This window comes from Syntrophorhabdus sp. (assembly GCA_012719415.1).
Classification (GTDB): Bacteria; Desulfobacterota; Syntrophorhabdia; order Syntrophorhabdales; family Syntrophorhabdaceae; genus Delta-02.
Genome location: JAAYAK010000172.1, coordinates 17,698 through 35,152, shown reverse-complemented (window position 1 = coordinate 35,152; position 17,455 = coordinate 17,698). Strand labels below are relative to the sequence as shown.

The window sequence follows — 17,455 nt, the reverse complement described above, 5'->3', positions numbered from 1 at the left end:
GACCCGGGCTGGAACACGGGATGGGATCCCCTGGTCTAAACGGCCTGCCACGCCGGTAACCTCACTTTCATGTTTCTTATCATGGACTGCCTGTGATATTCCATGGGGAGTAACATACAAGGTCTCACGTTTCAGGTTTCAGGGAAAAAGCGTAGAGACGGCTTCAAGTTTCAGGTCTCAAGTCTCAGGCAAAACATCCCCAGCGTAAAGGTTCCGGCCTTCCCGGACACCTTGTCCAGCAACTGCTTCTTGTCTTCTCCTTGAAACCTGGAACCTGAGACCTCGAACGGTCCTCTACGTTATTTCCGCAGTGCAGTGGGCGCACTTCGTTGCCTTTACAGGTATTGTCGACAGACAATAGGGACATTCCTTCGTGTCGGGTTCGGCGGGAGCGGGCTCCTTTTTGATCCGGTTGACGTTCTTTACCAGGATGAACACGCAGAAAGCGACGACGAGGAAGCTGATGATCGTGTTGATGAAGACACCGAAGTTGATCGTCACCGCGCCGGCTGCCTTTGCCTGAGCGAGAGTCCCGTAGGGGCCCGCGACCTTGCCTTCCTTGAGGACGGCGAAGAAATTGGTGAAGTCTATGTTGCCGAGAAGGAGCCCGATGGGCGGCATGATGATGTCATCGACAAGGGACTTTACAATGGTGACGAAGGCGGCGCCGATAATGATGCCTACGGCCATATCGACGACGTTGCCCCGCATGATGAATTCCTTGAATTCTTTTCCCATGGATACCTCCCTGGAGTCTTGTCTTGATGTAATAGGGATATTCTACCTCAACACGGTCCACTCTGGTCAAATAAATCGCTTGGAACGGGGCGGAGTATAATGATACAAGGAAGAGAGAAGGAGGAGATGACCGATGAAGAAGGCCGGATTCATAGGGCTCGGACACCTGGGAGGCGCGATGGCGAGACGACTCATCTCGGAGGGGATAGATCTTGTCGTCTGGAACAGGACCGTTCAGAAGGCGAAGGACCTCGGGGTGGAGGTCGCGGCCTCACCGGCCGGGGTGGCGGACAGGGCGGACATCATCTTTCTGAACCTCTTCGACAGCGCGGCCGTGAGAGAGGTGCTCACGGGCTCCGGGGGGCTTCTCGAGGGCGATGTCGCCGGGAAGCTTATCGTCGACACCACGACGAACCATTTCTTCGACGTCCTCGCCTTCCATGATGCCTGTTCCGGGAAGGACTGCGACTACATCGAGGCTCCCGTGCTCGGGAGTGTCATTCCTGCCTCCCAGGGCAACCTCGTGATCCTCGTCAGCGGGGAGGTGGGGGCCTTCGAGAGGGCCGAACCGTATCTGCGGAGGCTTGGCAGGAATATCTTCTTCCTCGGGGAGAAGGCCCTCGCGAACAGGATGAAGCTCGTCAACAATCTCGTTCTCGGGACCTTCATGGCCGTCATCGCCGAGGCGACGGTGCTGGGGGAGCGCTCAGGGATACAGAAGGAAACAGTCCTCGATATCCTGTCCGCCGGGGCGGGTAACTCGGGGGTCATGAATGCGAAGAAGGAACGCATCCTCAATGAGGATTTCACCACGCACTTCTCCGCCGCTCTCATATACAAGGACCTCCATTACCTTCAGGACCTCGCCCGGACACTGCGGGTACCCCTGTTCACAGGAGCCATGACGAAAGAGATCTTCGCCCTGACCTTCAGGGAGAACAAGGAACCCCTCGACATGTCGGTGGTGTACGAGGTAATAAGGGCAGGTCATGGGTAACAGGTGATAGGTCATGGGAAGGGAAGGGTCTCTGCTCTTGCCCGTAACCTGTCTCATTGACATTTCAGACTTTGCTCTGGTAACGTTTCGCTATGGCAGGATCACGTTCGAGGCGTTCGGCGAAGGCGGGGCTGCCGCCGGGGTCGCTCGTGCATGTGGGCAAGCATGCCGCCGGGAAGGCGACGATCACCGTTGTCACCTACGGCGAAGGGGAGTTCAGGGTCAAGGAGGCGTCGAGCGTCGAGGAGTGCTTTTCCCTCATTGACCCGTCCGGGGTGACCTGGGTCAATGTCGATGGCATCAATGACGCGAAGACCGTGGAAGCCATCGGGAGCCGCTTCAACCTTCACCCGCTTCTCCTGGAAGATGTCATGAACACCGAGCAGAGGCCGAAGATGGAGGATTACGATAATCTCCTCTTCCTGGTTCTGAGGGTCCTTTTCCCCGATAACGGGGCGGGCCGGATCGGGTCTGACCAGATCAGCTTCGTGCTGGGGGACAGGTACCTCATCTCCTTTCAGGAACGGAAGACCGATCTCTTCAAGGCCGTCATCGACAGGCTGCAAATGGGCAAGTCGCGGATCCGGAAAAGCGGGGCCGATTATCTCCTGTATTCTCTCATAGACGTCATCGTCGACAACTACTTCGTCATTCTGGAACTCATAGGGGACAACGTGGAGGAGATGGAGGTAAGGCTCATATCGGGTGGGAGGGTGGAGACGCTGGCCGCCATCCAGAGGATGAAGAAGGACCTGATCTATCTGAGGAGGTCCGTATGGCCTCTGCGCGAGGCGCTCTCCGGCCTGGAGAGGGGGGAATCCCGGCTCATATCGGGCGGGCTGCACGTATTTTTCCGGGACATCTACGACCATACCATCCACGCCATCGATACGATAGAGTCCCTGCGCGACATGCTTTCGGGCATGCTCGACATATACCTCTCGAGCGTCAGCAACCGCCTCAATCAGGTCATGAAGGTCCTCACCATCATCTCCACCATCTTTATACCGCTGACCTTCATAGCCGGTGTCTACGGAATGAACTTCAAGAACATTCCAGAGATAGGCTGGGAGTACGGCTACCCGGCGTCACTGGCTCTCATGGTCCTTGTGAGTCTGGCGATGCTCTATTATTTCAAGAAGAAGAAATGGTTCTGACACCCGGATCCCGTGAAAGGAGGGTCGGGACGGAATCTGATCGGGAGGAACAATGAAGATAGCATTGATTGTCATCATGGCGGTTTGCCTGATCTGGACAGCAGGATCGTGGGCCGGGCCCCTCGACGATCTCCTGAAGGGGGTCAAGCTCCCGGCGGCCCGAAGCGGCGCCGGGGCCGACGAAGCGACCACGGCCTCGGGCCTGAAAGAGGCCCTTTCCGTCGGGACAGGAAACGCCGTTGCGTCCGTGTCCAAGATCGACGGTTATTTCGCCAATCAGTTCATCAAGATCCTGCTTCCCGAGAATATCCGGACCATTGCGGATGTCCTGGGAAAGCTGGGTTACCAGAAGAAGGTGGATGCCTTTATCCTCAGCATGAACAGGGCCGCTGAGAACGCGGCCCCGAAGGCGAAGAGATACTTCGTTGATGCCATCAAGCAGATGACCTTCGAGGATGCCATGGGGATACTGCGCGGCGGCGATACCTCGGCAACGGAATACTTCAAGTCCAAGACCCAACAGAGACTCTACAACGAGTTCAAACCCTCCATATCGGCCAGCATGAACAAGGTCGGCGTGACGAGGTCGTACAAGGACATGGTGGGAACCTACACGTCGTCCGTGCCCTTCGCAAGGATGGATTCCCTGGACCTCGACCATTACGTGACGACGAAGGCCCTCGACGGCCTTTTCTACATGATAGGGGAGGAAGAGAAAAAGATCCGCACCGACCCCGCCGCCAGGGTCACGGACCTCCTGAAGACGGTGTTCGGGAAGTAAGGACGGTTCCAGGTCTCAGGTCTCAGGTCGCAGGTCCCAGGCTAAAGGCCAGAGAAGCAACGCTCTTTGTTGTTGGAAAGGTTCGGATCTTGTTCCTGACCTGAAACTTGAAACCTGAGACCTGAGACCCTTTTTTAAACCTTCTTCAGCTTGTACTTTCTCGTTCCCAGTCCTATCTTCTCGGCGTGGTCGAGCTGGATGTTCCAGTCTATTTCGGGGAAGAGGGTCCGCCATTTGTCCTCACCTTTATGGAGGGTGTGATCGATCGCGGTACAGGGCAGCGAGGTCTCGTTGTTGACCATGTCGCAGGACGCGGCGTCGATGGCCACGGGGTCCTCGGAGGCGAGGATCCCGATGTCCCTGACGATGGGGGCGTCGCTGTTGGGGTAGCAGTCACAGGCGGGACTGACCTGGACGACGAAGTTGATGAAGAGCGACTTTTTTGCCTTGCCCGTGAGGGTGCCAAGGGCGTATTCGACCATCTTTTTCTGGAAGATGTCGGGGGATTCGTTCCACTGTACCTCAATGGCGCTGAAAGGGCAGATGAGGATGCACTCTCCGCAGCCGATGCATTTCTTGCCGTCGATAGATGCCTTCTTCGATGTCACCGAGATGGCCCCGGCGGGGCAATAGCCCGTGCAGAGCTTGCATCCCCGGCATGTCTCCACGTTCACCCTGGGGGAGACCGTCGAGTGCTGGACCAGTTTGCCTTCCCTCGTGGCGCACCCCATGCCGAGGTTCTTGAGGCAGCCCCCGAACCCGGAGAGCTCGTGGGCCTTGAAGTGTGTGACGGCGACGAGGGCGTCGGCATCGGCGATCTCCTTCGCTATGTGCGCCTCTTTCAATACCTCTCCGGCGATGGGTACCCGTGTCCCGCTGCCCCCCTTAAGGCCGTCGGCTATCACAATGGGACACTCGACGCTGGAATAACCGAACCCGTTGTGTAACGCCGTGGTGAGATGGCTGACGGTGTCGCTTCGCGAGCCTCTGTAGAGGGTGTTGGTATCGGTGAGAAAGGGTTTGCCCCCGGCTTCCCTGAGCCGCTTCGCTATCCTCCTCAGGAATACGGGTCTCAGGTATGCCGTGTTGCCCAGTTCCCCGAAGTGCACCTTGATGGCGACGAGGTCGTTTCCTACTATTTTCCTGTCAAGCCGTGCCGCGTTCATGAGGTCAACGATCTTATCGAGGAGATTGCGGCCCGGCTTTGTTCGCAGGTCTGTGAAATACACGGTGCTCATGGGGGCTCCTTTTTTGTTCACTTTACAGGCAAATTATGTTAGAAGTTAGGCGATTTTGTCAACAATTAAGGAGGTTAGACGGATGCTGAATCTTTCTGATAAACACGGCATGATACAGAAGATCGCCGAAAAGCTGGCCAGGGACAAAGTGGCCCCCCGCGCAAAAGAGATCGATTCTACGGGTGCCTTCCCCTGGGACCTTGTGGACATCTATAAGAAACACGGTTTCCTCTATCTGATGCTTCCCGAGAAGTTCGGCGGCCTCGATGGCGATATCACGTCCCTGTGCCTTGTAATTGAAGAACTGGCCAAGGTGTCCGGAGCCTCTTCTCTCATACCTCTCGCGCACAATGTCGGCGTCATGCCGATCATGATAGCGGCGAACGAGGAGCAGAAGGAGTACATCTACAGCAAGCTTTGCGAACCGGACAAGATGTATGTCGTTGCCTTCGCGCTCACCGAGCCCGACGCGGGTTCCGACGCGTCCCATATGAGGACGACGGCAGTGAAAGAGGGAGACCATTACTACCTCAACGGGAAGAAATCGATGATCACCAACGGGGCGAACGCGCAGTTCTTTTCGGTATTTGCCTCGACGAACCCTGCCAAACGGACCCAGGGCATCTCGGCCTTCTACCTTGAGAAGGACTACCCGGGGGTCATCATCGGCAAGAGCGAAGACAAGATGGGCATGATCGGTTCCGACATCACCGAGATCATATTCGACAATGTCAGGCTGGAAAAGGAGAATCTTATGGGGAAGGAGGGGCAGGGGTGGGACATCGCCATGTCGACCCTCAACCTTTCCCGTCCCGCCGTCGGGGCACAGGCGGTGGGCATCGCCCAGGGCGCCCTTGATTTCGCCGTTGAATATGCCTGGAAGAGGGTTCAGTTTGGCCAGAAACTGGCTGATTTCGAAGGTATACAGTTCATGGTGGCCGATATGGCCACAGGCGTGGAGGCCGCGAGGGCCCTCGTCTATGACGCGGCCCATCTCCTTGACATGAAAGTCTACGAGAGGGACAAGATGAGCGCCATCGGCGTCGACAAGCTTTCCGCCATGGCGAAGGTCTATTCCGCCGACGTTGCGATGAAGGTCACGACCGACGCGGTCCAGATACTCGGTGGGTACGGTTACACGAAGGAGTATCCCGTGGAGCGCATGATGCGCGACGCGAAGGCCACCCAGATATACGAAGGCACGAACCAGGTCCAGAGGGTCGTCATAGCAAGAGACATCTTCAGGAACAGAATGGGGTAACAAAACCGTTAGAACCGTTAGAACCGTTGGAATAAACAGAAATCAAAGACCAAGAACCCCGGACGATCGGATGACCATCCGGGGTTTTCTTTTGTTTTCACCTTCTAACGGTTCTAACGGCTTTAACGGTTCTAACTCTTTTTTTTTACCCCATCTTTTCCACGAATTCGAAGACGGGTATGGCGGATAGTGTCGTTATCTCCACGGTTCCCCTGGCACCGAGCTCGGTGGAGACGCGGGCGATCGTTTCGTTGTCGGGGGCTTCGACGATGTTGATGAAGTCGTACATGCCCAGGGTGGCATACTGGGCCAGGACCTTCGCGCCCATCTTCTCGATCTCCTGGTCCACCTCCCTGATGCGCTCGGGATTGTTCTTGATCGTCTTCCTGCCCTCATAGGTCAGCTTGCTCACAAGTATGTATATCGGCATATGGTCACCCCCTTTCCCGAAAATATTATAATATGGCCTCCCCCAATGCAACACGTTTTTCTATGACACCACCCCCGGCAATGATATCGTCATCGTAGAGCACGACGGACTGACCCGGTGTGACGCAGTCGACGGGTTCCTTGAAGGTGACCGAAAGGATATCGCCGCTGACGGTGCAGGAGCAGGGTCTGGCGGACTGACGGTAACGGACCCTGGCGGTGATCCCGCCGTCGAGGGAACGGCGGACCGAGATGTCCCGGGCCGCGAGGGCACGACCAAAAAGCTCCCTTTTCGTGCCGACAAAAACAGCGTTCTCGTCGGGGAAGATGTCGACGACGTAGAGTGCTTCCCTGAAAGGGATGTGTATGCCTCTTCGCTGCCCGATCGTGAAGAGATGGATGCCTTCATGGTGCCCGAGCAGCGTGCCGTCCGTGAGATAAACGGACCCCGGTCGGGGTTTGATGAACCGTGACAGGAAGTCCGTGTATCTGCGGCCGCCAAGAAAGCAGATATCCTGGCTCTCCCGCGAGCGGGGAAGGCGCAGCCCCGTATTCCGGGCCAAGGCCCTGAGCTCCGCTCTCGTGTGCTCGCCGAGGGGGAAGAGCGTTCGCGACAACGTTTCCCTGCTGATGGAGTAGAGGAAATAGGATTGGTCCTTGACCGCGTCCCTGCCTTTCCTGAGAAGTATGTCCCCATCGCTGTGCTCCGTGCGCGCGTAGTGCCCGGTGGCGATCATCTCCGCCCCCATGGCCATAGCCCGCTCGTAGAAGGCACCGAACTTTACGAACCGGTTGCACAGGACACAGGGATTGGGAGTGATACCATGGCGGTAGCTCTCTATGAAGGGCTCGATGACCCGCCCGGCGAAAACGTCGCTGAGGTCGACCACGTGATGGGGCAGACCGAGATCACGACAGAGACCCTTCGCCTCGGCGAGCGCGGACCTCATGATCAGGACGGCAGGGTCCCGGTCGTCGAACAGCGGTCCCTCGAGGAGCGTGAAGGTTACCCCGACGACGCGGTAGCCGGCTCCCTTGAGAAGGAACGCTGCCAGAAAGCTGTCGAAGCCCCCGCTCATGGCGACAAAGACCGTTTCCATGATCCATCATACCACAAAGGCTCAGATGGTTGAAACTTCACCGGTATTGTAGTATCATCATCCAACATGGAGGGGTGAATGAACAAGAAAACTAAGATCTTTGTCAGCCTGTTCCTGGTGTCCATCTTTCTTCTCGGGATCTACATCGGCGCCTATGGAAAGAGGACCGCACAGGGCGGGGAGAGCAAGGAGATATACGAATACCTGAGGACGTTTTCCGACGTTATCGATCTCGTCAAGCGCAATTACGTGGAGGACGTGAAGGATAAGGACATCGTGTACGCGGCCATCAAGGGTATCCTCGAATCCCTGGATCCCCATTCATCATTTCTTCCCCCTGACATGTACAAGGAGATGCAGACCGATACCAAGGGTGAGTTCGGCGGGATCGGTATCGAGATCACCATAAAGGATGGATTCCCGACGGTCATCACTCCCATAGAGGATACGCCGGCCTTCAAGGCGGGAATGAAGGCGGGAGACCATATCGTGAAGATCGACGGCAAGCCGACAAAGAACATGGGGCTGATGGATGTGGTGAAGCTGATCCGTGGACCCAAGGGCAAGGCTGTCACCCTGACCGTGGCCCGGGAAGGGACGCAGGGCCTCAAGGAATACACCGTCGTTCGTGATATTATCTTAGTCAAGAGCGTCAAGTTCAGAATGCTTTCCGACGAATATGGCTATATCCGTCTCGCCCAGTTCCAGGAGAAGACGTCGAAGGACCTGGACAATGCGCTGAAAGAGCTTGAGAGGAGCAACAAGGGCAAACCTTTGAAAGGGTTGGTGCTGGACCTCAGGAACGATCCCGGCGGGCTTCTCGAACAAGCGGTGGAAGTGACGGACAAGTTCCTCTCCGAAGGCGTCATCGTTTCCATACAGGGCAGGGGAGGCAAGAAAGCTCCCGATGACAGCAAGATGAAGTTCTATGCACAGAAAAAGGGCCAGGAATTCCTGGGGCCCATGGTCGTGCTTGTCAACGAGGGCAGCGCCAGCGCGTCGGAGATCGTCGCGGGGGCCCTTCAGGATTACAAACGGGCCGTCATAGTTGGCACGAAAAGCTTCGGTAAGGGATCGGTGCAGACCATATTCCCTCTGGGTGACGGGTCCGCCGTGCGGTTGACGACAGCGAAGTATTTCACGCCCAAAGGGCGGTCCATCCAATCGGAAGGCATCGTTCCCGACATCACCGTGGAGAACACCTTCGTGAGGTCGAGGGAGAAGCTGGCGCCCATCACGGAAAAGGACCTCGAGAAGAAGAACGACAGGAGCCCCATGCCCAGGAGGCCCGAGGACATCACCATAAAGAACCTCGAGGATGAGGATTTCCAGCTTTACATGGGCCTTCAGATCCTCAAGAGCTGGGAGGCTTTGAGGGGCAAGGCCTCCTAAAGGCCCCCTCGCGGAGGACGGGAACGGGTGGGCCGCAGCCGGTTTTGCCCGTTCTTTTTTCGGCCGAATCGTGCGGAGGGCTTGTCTTTTTCAAGACGAGGTTTTATCCTTTGTTACGTCAGTTAGCGGTCTTTCCATCATAGCGAAAAGGAGGACACATGAAACCGATAGAGATCAAACCGGGTATCTACTGGGTTGGGGTGATCGACTGGGCCGTCCGGGATTTTCACGGTTACGTTACGAAGAATGGCACCACGTACAATAACTACCTTATCATGGATGATGAGGTGACCCTTCTCGACACCGTCAAACATGACTTCGACACGACGGCAGTGGAGAACATAAGGCGCGTCGTCGATCCTTACAAGATCAGGAACATCGTGATAAACCACATCGAACCGGACCACGCGAGCAGCATCGCGGCGATCATGGAGTATACACCCGACGCGACCATCTTCATCACGGAGAGGGGAAAAAAGGGTCTTGACCGCCACTTCGACACATCACGGTGGAAGTTCAGGATAGTCAAGAGCGGCGATACGCTGAAGACGGGGAAGTACACCCTGACGTTCCTGGAAACGCCCATGCTTCACTGGCCGGATTCCATGGTGACCTACATACCCGAGGCGAAGCTCCTCATATCGCAGGATGCCTTCGGTCAGCACATGGCCTCGGCGGCCAGGTTCGACGATGAGTTCTTTTCATGCCACTCCCAGTTCGAGCTCGACGACGCCATCGTGGACTATTACGCCAACATCCTCATGCCCTTCGGGAAGCTCATCGAGGCGAAGATCCAGGAGATCGTGAAGCTCGGGCTGGAGATCGATATGATAGCTCCCGATCATGGTGTCATATGGAGAAAGGACCCGGGTTACATCATACAGCGGTACCTCGACCTGGCGAAAGGCAAGGCGGATCTGTCAGCCGTCATCATTTACGACACAATGTGGCATTCGACGGAGCTCATGAGCGATCCCATCATGAACGGCATCAAGGACGAAGGGGTGCCGTGCAAGGTGATCAAACTGAGGTCGACACCCATGAGCGAGGCGATAAAGGAGTTCTGGAAGGCGCGGGGTTGCCTCATCGGTACCCCGACCATCAACAACGTCATGTTCCCGTCCGTTGCGGAGTTCCTGTATCACCTTGCGGGCTTGAGGCCGAAAGACAGGATCGTCGGTGGGTTTGGCAGCTACGGATGGGGAGGTGGTGCGGTCAAGGAGGCCTATGCCAGGTTTCAGCAGATGGGCCTCGAAACGGTGGAGCCCGGTCTCCAGGTGTTGTACAAACCGTCAGAAGAGGACATGAACAGATGCTACGAATTCGGCCGGGACTTCGCGAAGCGTCTGAAGGAGTATCATGGAAAGTATTGAGCGTCACCATATTTGCGTATAACACCGAAAGGAGGCACCATGTCAAAAACACAGAAGAACCTCGAGGAAGCATTCTCCGGCGAGTCGCAGGCCAATCGGAAGTATCTCGCCTTCGCGAAGAAGGCGGATGAAGAAGGTTTCAAACAGGCGGCCAAGCTCTTCAGAGCGGCGGCGGAGGCGGAGACCATTCACGCCCACAACCACCTCAGGGAGCTCAAGGGTATAAAGAGTACGAAAGAGAACCTCATGGAAGCGATCGGCGGAGAGACCCACGAGTTCAAGTCCATGTATCCGGCAATGATCGAGGAGGCGAAGGCGGAGGGGAACGCGGGCGCTGTGAGAACCTTCCAGTTCGCCAACGATGTTGAGATCGTGCATGCGGGTCTCTATCAAAAGGCACTCGACACCCTTGGCAAGAACGAGGACACCGACTATTGGATCTGCAAGGTGTGCGGCAATACCGTTGAGGGAGAGCCGCCCGACGAGTGTCCGGTCTGCAAGGCGAAGAAGGTTGCCTTCTACAAGGTAGCCTGACGTGGCAATATCTGAGCGGCCGGGGAGGGGTTAGCCTTCCCGGCCCTCTTCTTGTGGAGGATCAGGTGAGACTGGTCGTATTCAATGGAAGTCCCAGGGTAGGGGGCAACACGGACCTCCTCGTCACGTCGGTCCAGAAGGGGATCGATCGGCATCTGCACCGTGTGGATATATTCCGTCTCAACGACATGAATATCAGGCCCTGCCAGAACTGTGGAGGATGCACCGATACCGGGGTGTGCGTCCTGAAGGACCAGATGCAGCAGGTGTATCCGGCCCTCAGGAAAGCGGACAGGATCATCCTCGCTTCGCCCATCTACTTCTCCGGACTGTCGGCCCAGACGAAGACCATGATCGACCGGTGTCAGCCTCTGTGGTGTGAAAAGTATATCCACAACATGCCTCTCCATGGGCCCATTCACCGCAAGGGCCTCCTCATCCTGGTCGGGGGGATGAAGAAGCAGGTGGGTGCCGATTGCGCCGGCGCCACGGCGACAGCTTTTTTTCGGAGCGTGAGCGTTGAGGAGCATAGGACCCTGGCATACCTCGGCATTGATTCGAAAGGAGCCATCCGTTCGCATCCGACGGCCCTCAACGATGTCTACGAAGCCGCGAAACAGCTCATGACGCATTAACAGACGGTTCCAGGTTCCAGGTTTCAAGTTTCAGGCAGGAAAAAGCGGTTTCAAGTCCCAGGTTAGAGGTCAAAGATGCACCGGGTAGAGAACCTGAAAGGTGGAACTTGAGGCTTGAGACGGTTCTGGAACGGTCTTTTCCCTTGTTTCTTTGTCATCTCCATAGTATAACCAAACGGAAAATGAAAGGTTTGCGGATATGAGCGAGGAGCTGTTTCCCGTAACCGCTCTTGATGAGGGACAGGAGGCAACGGTGCGTCTTCTCTCGGGGGGGGAGGCACTGACGGGACGTCTCGCGGCGATGGGCATCATTCCCGGGACACGGATCAAGCTCCTCAGGAAGAGCCGGGGACAGATCATTGTCCTCGCTTCCGATACCCGCGTTGCCCTTGGCAAGGGCCAGGCGGAGAAGATCCTTGTCAAGAGGGAAAGCCCGGATGAGGCCGAAGGCAGGCCCGAGGCAAGGCGCAGTCTTCTGGTTGCTCTGGCGGGGCAGCCGAACGTGGGCAAAACGACGGTCTTCAACCTCCTCACCGGGCTTTCACAGCACATCGGCAACTGGCCGGGAAAGACGGTGGAGCGCAAGGAAGGCATCCACAGGATAAAAGATACTGAGATCACGCTCGTGGACCTCCCCGGGACTTACAGCCTCAGCGCCTACTCGGAGGAGGAAAGGGTGACGCGGGAGTTCCTCATCCAGGAGCACCCGGACATAACGGTCCTCTTCGTCAACGCATCGGCGCTGGAAAGAAGTCTTTATCTTCTCACCGAGCTTCTCCTTCTGCGGTCACCTGTGATCGTGGCCGTCAACATGTTCGATGTCGCGGAAGACCAGGGCGTGCATGTAGACACAGAGGCTCTTGCGGCATCTCTGGGTTTGCCCGTTATCTCAACGGTGGCCACGAAGAACAAGGGCATCAGGGAACTCCTCGAGGAGATCCTCAAGGTGGCGGAGAACCCGGGCCTGTACAAACCGAAGACCCCCCGGGTGACACAGGACCACCATGACATATACCTGAAGATATCGGAACTCATCAGGGACCATGTGCCCGTGCCCTACACGGTGGAATGGGTGGTGACGAAGCTCATGGAGGGCGACTCGGAGGTTAGCGAGACGTTCCAGGGGATCATTCCCTCCGGGACCTGGAACGAGATACAGACCCTTCTCGTCGCTCACGAGGATGCATTGCGCGCCGTCGTGGGGGGGAGGTACGACTGGATAGAGGACGCTACCCGCGCCGCGGTCTCACGGTTCAGGCGCGGCCAGGTGTTGATGACGGACCGCATAGACCATGTCCTGACCAGGCCCCTGACAGGCATACCCGTGCTTCTTGCCATTCTTGGGATCGTTTTTCTTGTCACTTTCGCTGTCGGGTATCCCCTGCAGGGTTACCTCGAGTCTCTTGTAGCGTCCCTGGGCTCCATGGTTCAGAACCTTCTCGAGGAGGAGCCGCAGTGGATCAAGGGACTTCTCGTCGATGGGATCATCGGGGGGGCGGGATCCGTTACGACCTTTGTCCCCATACTCCTCATATTCTTCTTTGCCATGTCCTTCCTGGAGAATGTTGGGTACATGGCCCGAGCCGCCTTTGTCATGGACCGTTTCATGCATATCATCGGGCTTCACGGGAAGAGCTTTCTACCCATGTGTCTCGGGTTCGGGTGCAATGTCGCGTCCGTGCTCGGAGCGCGTATAGTCGAATCGAGGAAGGCGAGGCTCCTTACCATATTCCTCACGCCATTCGTTCCCTGCACTGGCCGGCTGGCTGTGATAACCTTTGTCGCGGCGGCCGTCTTCGCGGGCAAGGCGCTTGTCGTCACATGGCTCCTCGTGGCCCTCAACGTTGTCATGCTCGGTGTGGCCGGTATGTTCATTGGAAGGTTCCTGCTCCGTCAGGAGGCAGTTCCATTCATCATGGAACTCCCACTCTATCACAAACCCGATTTCAGGACCATCGGACTCGTGGTGTGGCATCGCACCGTCGCCTTCATCAAAAAGGCGGGCACGGTCATCCTCCTCTTCTCCATCTTTCTCTGGATCCTGTCGAACGTACCTGCGGGGAGCGTCGAGAACAGCGTGCTTGGAAGGGTAGGGATCCTTCTCGAACCCCTGGGAAGGCCTCTTGGCCTTGATTGGCGGATGGTCGTTGCTCTCCTTTCGAGCGTCATCGCCAAGGAGAACTCCGTCGCGACCCTGGGTGTTCTGTACAATGTCGGAGACCAGGGTCTGATGGCGGTCCTTTCGAGTGCCATCCCTCACGCGTCGGCATTGTCCTTCCTTGTGGTGCTCATGCTTTTCATTCCCTGCGCTCCCACCATCGTCGTCATGAAGCAGGAGATGAACGACAGGAAATGGTTCATCATATCTTTCTTCTTCATGATCTTTCTGTCCTATATCATGGGAATGGCCGCCTACAGCCTCGCAAGGGCGGCAGGGATCTGATAGACGGCTTGAACAGCTTAGATCGCTTGAGCCGCTTGAGCGTTAAAGAATAAGAAGAAATAACGCCACTCGTATCTTTGACTTGGCGCGATCACGAGCGCTCCAGCCTGGCGGAGATAAGGGGGGTCTGTTTTTTGTCTTTCACGTTCAAGCGGCTCAAGCTGTTCAAGCAGTCTTTAGCCTTGACTCTTTTCCCCGGGTTCTGTAGACTGAACGCGGGTTCAAATGAACAGGCGTTCAGCTCAAGAGACTCGTGCTATGATCAATGATGCGGCGCTCCGGGTGTTCTCGCGATCGGGCTATGACGGGGCCAGCATGAGGATGATAGCGTCGGAGGCCGGCATCAGCGTGGGGGCGCTTTATCTTCACTACAGGAGCAAGGAGGAGCTTTGCTCCACTGTTTTCAGAGGTCTTTTCGAGGAGTTCCGGAATGCCATCGCGGAAAGGACCCGGGGGATCTCCGACCCGGCCGAACAGATACGCTCCTACATAAGAGCGTATATGGAAATGGCAAGGGTCCATCGCGAGTTCATCTATACCTTCAATAAGGATAAAGGGTTCACCTTCGGTGTGGAATGGAAGCAGAGGTTCTTCGTGGAACTCCGGGGGTTCATGAACGGGATCATCAGACGGGGTATAGAAGAGGGGACCTTTGCCGACATCGAGGAGAGCGAGGCGACAAAGATCGTCCTCAGCGTTCTCAGGGGGTATGTCGTTTCCATCGTCATCGATCCCGAGAATCTTTTTACCGCCGACGCGTGCACGGACATCCTTCTCAATGGTCTTGTCAAACGCCGGGATCCTGAAAAAGGAGCGGGTCTTTCCCGGTGAGATTACCTGTCCCGATATTCATGACCTTCACGTTCCTGTGGCTCGCAGCCATGGGACACTGCGGGTCGTACACCCTGGACGATCTTTACTCCATAGCCCTCCAGCGTTCCGAGAGGGTGAAGATATCCGAAGAGGACCTCGCCATAGCCAGGACAGGGAAGGACAAGGCCATGTCCGCCCTGCTGCCGACGATATCCGGTCTGGGCAATTACACGGGGTACAAGGACCGGAAGGTCTCCGACACAGGGAGCCTGACCCAGCCTGATGAGTCCTCCGCGTGGAGTCTGCGCCTCGACCATTCCGTGTCCATGTCGGGCAGGGAGATCACAGCCTACAGGGCGGCGAGGGACAACATAAAGAAGACGGACCATGACCTCTTCGCGGTGAAGGAACAGTACATCCTTTCGGTGACGAACGCCTATTACGACGTCCTCAAGGCGTCGCGCCTCGTGGAGATACAGAAGCAGAACGTGGAGCGCCTGACGAAACACAGGGATGCGGCATCGATCAGGCTCAGGATAGGCGAGGTCACGAAGACGGCCGTCCTGAGGGCTGAGGCGGAGCTGTCGGGGGCGCGTTCCGATCTCGTCAAGGCGGAGAATCTCCTCAGGTTCACAAAGGCCGTCCTGAAGAGGATCGTCGGCCTCGAGGACGAGTTCGATATCGTCGATACACATAAGGGAGGCGCCGCAGGTCTCAAGGACATAAGTGAGGGCAACGCCGACCCTGTCATCGGGAATTGCCCGGGGCTCGAGCTTGGGTGCCTGAGACAGATCGCTTCCGTGGAGAGGGCGGAGTTGAAGTCGTCGGGGATCCAGAAGGATATCGCTTCCTCCCAGGTCGCCATCGCCCGGGGCTCTTACTGGCCGACCCTTGCCGTTGAGGGGGTTTTCGCGCAGAAGAAGGAGACCCCCGAGACAAGCGGTCTCATCAGGGACAATCTCTATGGCGGCGTCAGGTTGGTGTTTCCCTTTTTTGAGGGGGGCTTAAGGGCCGCCGAGGTGAGGGAGGCGGAATCGAGGAAGAGACAAACGGACTATGCGTACGATGACCTGAAAAAGAGCGTCACTGTCGAGGTTGAGAGCTCTTACCTTGATTTTATCACCCAGAAGGGTATCCTGCGGTCCCTCGAGGACCAATGGGTGTTTGCCGACGATAACTACAAGGCCGTTTCAAAGCAGTTCGAGTTCGGTCTCGCGCAGAGTGTGGATGTTATGGACGCCAACACGCTCCTCGTGACGGCCGAGCGTCAGCTTATCGATGCCCTGTACCAGTACCAGCAGGCTGTTGTCCGTCTGAGACGCTCCACGGGGACACTGCTCGCGTCGGTGAACAAGGGGACCATTGGTGCCCCCGCCGGGGTCGTGAAGGAGAACATGGTGAAATGAAAAGAAGGACCATCGGAATAGCGGGCCTCACGCTCCTTGCCCTGTCAGGCATTATCCTGCCGTCGGCGGGTTGCGGAAAAAAGAGTGCCGGGGACAAGGCCGTGAACGTCATCGTGCAGGCCGCGGAAAACCGTAAGGTGCGCCCCTACATAGAGTCCACGGGGACCCTGAACCCCAATGAAGAGATAGTCATGGGCGCCGAAATAGACGGAATAGTCCGGACCGTGAAGGTGGACGAGGGCACCGTCGTCACGAAGGGAATGCTCCTCGCGACGCTGGACGATACGGAGTACGCGCACGAAGTGATACGGGCAAAGGCGGCCCTCAAGCAGACAGAGGCGTCGCTGGCGAACACGAAGATGGAGTTCTCGAGGAAGGATGCCCTCTACAAGGAACAGCTCGTGACGAGACAACAATACGATGATGTGTTCACGCGGTTGACCCTTGCCGAGTCCGAGGTCGATCGCGCCAGGGCCGCCCTCGTCATAGCCAATCAGAAGCTGGCCAAAACGAGGCTCCACGCACCGACGGCATGCCGGGTCAAGGAGAAGAAGGTGTCCGTGGGGGATTTCGTGAAGAACGGGACCCCGATGCTCGTATTGATCCAACCGGCCCCCCTGAAGCTTCGATTTTCTGTTCCCGAACGCGATATCGGCAGGATGAAGGTCGGCCAGGAGGTACACGTCAGGGTCGATGCCTTTCCCGGGCGTGAGTTTGTCGGGAAGGTGTCCATAGTCTTCCCGAGCCTCGAGGAGAAGACGCGGAGCCTTACGGTGGAAGCCCTTATCCCGAACGGACAGGATGAGCTCAAACCCGGCCTTTTCGCGAAGGTCCGCCTGTATACAGGCGATGAGCAGGATACGGTCCTCGTTCCCGTTACCTCTCTCCTGTACGAGGGCGACAGGGTGCGCCTCTATGTTATTGAGGGCACCACCGCCAGGGAGCGCGCCGTGAAGCTGGGCAACAAATATGGCGAATTCATGGAGATCTCCTCGGGGTTGAAGGCGGGTGAGATGGTCGTCGTCGCGGGACAGCAGAACCTTTCGGAAGGGGCTAAGGTCTCCGTCGAGAAGTCCCCGGAGCGGGAGAAGGGCAAAGAGGGAATGGAAGACAAAGAGGGAAAGAGATGACAACGCACGGGATGCTCCGCGTCGGGAC

The 17,455-nt window shown here is 57.0% G+C and carries 16 protein-coding genes; 12 read left to right on the top strand and 4 right to left on the bottom strand.

Translation table 11 applies throughout. The features are described 5' to 3' along the window. Positions 1–294 precede the first annotated feature (294 nt). On the bottom strand, positions 295–738 hold the full coding sequence (mscL, locus tag GXX82_10125; GenBank protein ID NLT23393.1) for a large-conductance mechanosensitive channel protein MscL: 444 nt from the start codon (positions 736–738) through the stop codon (positions 295–297). Positions 739–871: 133 nt separating this feature from the next. Between mscL and GXX82_10120 the strand changes: the two genes are divergently transcribed. From GXX82_10120 to GXX82_10110, 3 genes are all read left to right on the top strand, one after another. Continuing rightward, the gene (locus GXX82_10120) at positions 872–1,735 is read left to right on the top strand and encodes an NAD(P)-dependent oxidoreductase (GenBank protein NLT23392.1); all 864 of its coding nucleotides are present in this window, start codon (positions 872–874) and stop codon (positions 1,733–1,735) included. A gap of 92 nt (positions 1,736–1,827) precedes the next feature. Continuing rightward, on the top strand, positions 1,828–2,892 hold the full coding sequence (gene corA / locus GXX82_10115) for a magnesium/cobalt transporter CorA (protein ID NLT23391.1): 1,065 nt from the start codon (positions 1,828–1,830) through the stop codon (positions 2,890–2,892). A gap of 52 nt (positions 2,893–2,944) precedes the next feature. Next, positions 2,945–3,673, top strand: a complete 729-nt coding sequence (locus GXX82_10110) for a DUF4197 domain-containing protein (protein NLT23390.1) — start codon at positions 2,945–2,947, stop codon at positions 3,671–3,673. A gap of 134 nt (positions 3,674–3,807) precedes the next feature. Here GXX82_10110 and GXX82_10105 read toward each other — a convergent pair whose 3' ends face one another. Continuing rightward, complete coding sequence (locus GXX82_10105) at positions 3,808–4,911, bottom strand: DUF362 domain-containing protein (GenBank protein ID NLT23389.1); 1,104 nt, start codon at positions 4,909–4,911, stop codon at positions 3,808–3,810. Positions 4,912–4,993: 82 nt separating this feature from the next. Between GXX82_10105 and GXX82_10100 the strand changes: the two genes are divergently transcribed. After that, positions 4,994–6,172, top strand: coding sequence for an acyl-CoA dehydrogenase (locus GXX82_10100; protein NLT23388.1), 1,179 nt, complete (start codon positions 4,994–4,996; stop codon positions 6,170–6,172). A 145-nt stretch (positions 6,173–6,317) separates the two neighbouring features. Here the strand turns inward: GXX82_10100 and GXX82_10095 are convergent, their stop codons facing one another. Together GXX82_10095 and mnmA are read right to left on the bottom strand one after the other, a co-directional pair. Next, entirely contained in the window at positions 6,318–6,602 is a 285-nt protein-coding gene (locus tag GXX82_10095; GenBank protein NLT23387.1) for a GYD domain-containing protein, read from the bottom strand. A 25-nt stretch (positions 6,603–6,627) separates the two neighbouring features. Continuing rightward, positions 6,628–7,701: a tRNA 2-thiouridine(34) synthase MnmA gene (gene mnmA / locus GXX82_10090; GenBank protein NLT23386.1), complete on the bottom strand. Its 1,074-nt coding sequence runs from the start codon at positions 7,699–7,701 to the stop codon at positions 6,628–6,630. Positions 7,702–7,779: 78 nt separating this feature from the next. On the opposite strand from mnmA, the gene GXX82_10085 reads away from it, so the two are divergent. The 8 genes from GXX82_10085 (at position 7,780) to GXX82_10050 (ending at position 17,427) form a co-directional block, all read left to right on the top strand. Further along, entirely contained in the window at positions 7,780–9,093 is a 1,314-nt protein-coding gene (locus GXX82_10085; protein ID NLT23385.1) for a S41 family peptidase, read from the top strand. A gap of 158 nt (positions 9,094–9,251) precedes the next feature. Then, entirely contained in the window at positions 9,252–10,466 is a 1,215-nt protein-coding gene (locus tag GXX82_10080; GenBank protein ID NLT23384.1) for an FprA family A-type flavoprotein, read from the top strand. A 39-nt stretch (positions 10,467–10,505) separates the two neighbouring features. Further along, a complete protein-coding gene (locus GXX82_10075) occupies positions 10,506–11,000 on the top strand; it encodes a rubrerythrin family protein (GenBank protein ID NLT23383.1) in 495 nt (164 codons plus the stop codon). A 65-nt stretch (positions 11,001–11,065) separates the two neighbouring features. Beyond that, positions 11,066–11,635, top strand: coding sequence for a flavodoxin family protein (locus tag GXX82_10070; GenBank protein ID NLT23382.1), 570 nt, complete (start codon positions 11,066–11,068; stop codon positions 11,633–11,635). Positions 11,636–11,834: 199 nt separating this feature from the next. Beyond that, on the top strand, positions 11,835–14,078 hold the full coding sequence (gene feoB / locus GXX82_10065; GenBank protein NLT23381.1) for a ferrous iron transport protein B: 2,244 nt from the start codon (positions 11,835–11,837) through the stop codon (positions 14,076–14,078). 258 nt (positions 14,079–14,336) lie between these two features. Next, positions 14,337–14,909: a TetR/AcrR family transcriptional regulator gene (locus GXX82_10060; protein ID NLT23380.1), complete on the top strand. Its 573-nt coding sequence runs from the start codon at positions 14,337–14,339 to the stop codon at positions 14,907–14,909. Continuing rightward, entirely contained in the window at positions 14,906–16,297 is a 1,392-nt protein-coding gene (locus tag GXX82_10055; GenBank protein ID NLT23379.1) for a TolC family protein, read from the top strand. The genes GXX82_10060 and GXX82_10055 overlap by 4 nt, the downstream gene beginning before the upstream one ends. Further along, positions 16,294–17,427: an efflux RND transporter periplasmic adaptor subunit gene (locus tag GXX82_10050; protein ID NLT23378.1), complete on the top strand. Its 1,134-nt coding sequence runs from the start codon at positions 16,294–16,296 to the stop codon at positions 17,425–17,427. The genes GXX82_10055 and GXX82_10050 overlap by 4 nt, the downstream gene beginning before the upstream one ends. The last annotated feature ends 28 nt before the right edge of the window (positions 17,428–17,455 follow it).

Excerpts from the sequence above, each read along its gene's own strand:
- mscL (NLT23393.1), bottom strand. The coding sequence starts at position 738 with ATGGGAAAAGAATTCAAGGAATTCATCATGCGGGGCAACGTCGTCGAT.
- GXX82_10120 (NLT23392.1), top strand. The coding sequence starts at position 872 with ATGAAGAAGGCCGGATTCATAGGGCTCGGACACCTGGGAGGCGCGATG.
- corA (NLT23391.1), top strand. The coding sequence starts at position 1,828 with ATGGCAGGATCACGTTCGAGGCGTTCGGCGAAGGCGGGGCTGCCGCCG.
- GXX82_10110 (NLT23390.1), top strand. The coding sequence starts at position 2,945 with ATGAAGATAGCATTGATTGTCATCATGGCGGTTTGCCTGATCTGGACA.
- GXX82_10105 (NLT23389.1), bottom strand. The coding sequence starts at position 4,911 with ATGAGCACCGTGTATTTCACAGACCTGCGAACAAAGCCGGGCCGCAAT.
- GXX82_10100 (NLT23388.1), top strand. The coding sequence starts at position 4,994 with ATGCTGAATCTTTCTGATAAACACGGCATGATACAGAAGATCGCCGAA.
- GXX82_10095 (NLT23387.1), bottom strand. The coding sequence starts at position 6,602 with ATGCCGATATACATACTTGTGAGCAAGCTGACCTATGAGGGCAGGAAG.
- mnmA (NLT23386.1), bottom strand. The coding sequence starts at position 7,701 with ATGGAAACGGTCTTTGTCGCCATGAGCGGGGGCTTCGACAGCTTTCTG.
- GXX82_10085 (NLT23385.1), top strand. The coding sequence starts at position 7,780 with ATGAACAAGAAAACTAAGATCTTTGTCAGCCTGTTCCTGGTGTCCATC.
- GXX82_10080 (NLT23384.1), top strand. The coding sequence starts at position 9,252 with ATGAAACCGATAGAGATCAAACCGGGTATCTACTGGGTTGGGGTGATC.
- GXX82_10075 (NLT23383.1), top strand. The coding sequence starts at position 10,506 with ATGTCAAAAACACAGAAGAACCTCGAGGAAGCATTCTCCGGCGAGTCG.
- feoB (NLT23381.1), top strand. The coding sequence starts at position 11,835 with ATGAGCGAGGAGCTGTTTCCCGTAACCGCTCTTGATGAGGGACAGGAG.
- GXX82_10060 (NLT23380.1), top strand. The coding sequence starts at position 14,337 with ATGATCAATGATGCGGCGCTCCGGGTGTTCTCGCGATCGGGCTATGAC.
- GXX82_10050 (NLT23378.1), top strand. The coding sequence starts at position 16,294 with ATGAAAAGAAGGACCATCGGAATAGCGGGCCTCACGCTCCTTGCCCTG.